General features: G+C 47.8%; 2 protein-coding genes. Both read right to left on the bottom strand.

Annotated features, from left to right (window positions below):
- Positions 1-39: 39 nt before the first annotated feature.
- Positions 40-978: an IS3 family transposase gene (locus tag DYD21_RS20775; protein WP_116038940.1), complete on the bottom strand. Its 939-nt coding sequence runs from the start codon at positions 976-978 to the stop codon at positions 40-42.
- Positions 975-1,364, bottom strand: coding sequence for a transposase (locus DYD21_RS20770; protein WP_116038939.1), 390 nt, complete (start codon positions 1,362-1,364; stop codon positions 975-977). The genes DYD21_RS20775 and DYD21_RS20770 overlap by 4 nt, the downstream gene beginning before the upstream one ends.
- Positions 1,365-1,405 lie beyond the last annotated feature (41 nt).

Below are 1,405 nucleotides of genomic sequence, written 5' to 3'. Positions count from 1 at the left end.
TGTCAATCCCTGAATTAGCTTGACCGTTAGTATTGATTGTTAATTTAAATGTATAGTACAGTATGGATATTGACACGAAGTGTCAATGGCGTTGGATTGGAGGCTAGCCTCCAAAAAATCTGGCGTATTTTCACTGCGGATTACCTCCACTCGTCGCTTGTCTTCCGGCAGCTTCTTCCAGGCCGTTTCATAGTCTACCGGAGAGCATTTTCCCAGGCTTCCATGATGGCGTTTGGTATTGTAATCAGTGACTGCCTTCTTGCTGTAATACTGTAGCTGACGAAAGCTACTCAGTGACCAGGGAATCAAGTATTCATTCTTAATCACCCCGTTGATCCGTTCGGCAAAGGCATTGTCCTGGGCTCGCCCTCCCATGCTGATGAGCATATCATTGCCGCGTAGCATCTTCAGGTACCGGCCGTCGGTATACTGGCTGCCGCGATCCGAATGGTGGACACAGCCACTGAGTTCGCCGGACGAAACCGTAGCAAACGCCATCTTTATGGCTTTAATGTTCGCCTCGGCCCGAAGGCTGTCGCTGACGGCGTACCCTACAATCCGGCGCGTATACACATCAATGATGAACGTCAGGTAGTAAAAGCGATCGCTCACCTTGATGTAGGTAATATCACTTTGCCAGACCTGGTTAGGACCGGTAACCAGGCGCCCTTCAATCAGGTTGTCAAAGACCTTATGAGCGGGAATAGTGGTACGGATCGGGTTGGTTGTCCGCCGGATTCCGTAGCCCAGCTGCCCGAATATCCGGCAGAATTTATCTCGTCCCAGCCCTTGCGGATTTAGTTGATCGTAGAGCTTCTCCAGTCCTTCCCCCGGGTGCTCCTTTCGGCGCTTGTCGACGCGGCCGATCACCCGCTCAATCATCTCCAGTTCGGCTTTTTCCCGGCGAAAATGATCCCAAACGCCTTGCTTTGTGATGCCGGCCACCTTGTATAAGCTGTTTAAACTGTAGTCGGTCATTTGTCTGTTCTCCTGGAACCACTCGATCGCTTCGAAGAAGAACTTTTTTTTACATCCAGATTGTATTCATCTTCAGCCAGGTCAATCATCTTTTCCAAAAAATCTACCTTGATCTGTTTCTTGCCAAGAGCGCGTTCTAACTGAGCAATTTTATCGTGAAGGTCTTTGACTTTCTGATCGGTGCTTTCACTCATTTCGACGACATTGACTTGTGGGGAATCCCCCGGTGAATATTTATAGATCCAATTGTATATGGTTTGTTCACTGCAATGATACAAATCGGCCAGCTCTTTCGCGGTATAAGTTCCTGAGCGAAATTCCTTGACAGCCTTTCGGCGTATCTGTTCACTAAATTCTCGACGTTTATTGAGTTTTCGATGGTTCATAACTTGTATATTTTATGGTCAAGCTATGTTAGGGATAGACA

Origin of the sequence: Rhodohalobacter sp. SW132 (genome assembly GCF_003390325.1) — a bacterium.
GTDB lineage: Bacteria > Bacteroidota > Rhodothermia > Balneolales > Balneolaceae > SW132.
The sequence above is the reverse complement of the archived record's forward strand: the minus strand, read 5'-3'. Positions and strand labels throughout refer to the sequence as shown.

Bases quoted from the DNA above. Each gene is read 5' to 3' on its own strand.
- DYD21_RS20775 (WP_116038940.1), bottom strand. From the start codon at position 978: ATGACCGACTACAGTTTAAACAGCTTATACAAGGTGGCCGGCATCACA.
- DYD21_RS20770 (WP_116038939.1), bottom strand. From the start codon at position 1,364: ATGAACCATCGAAAACTCAATAAACGTCGAGAATTTAGTGAACAGATA.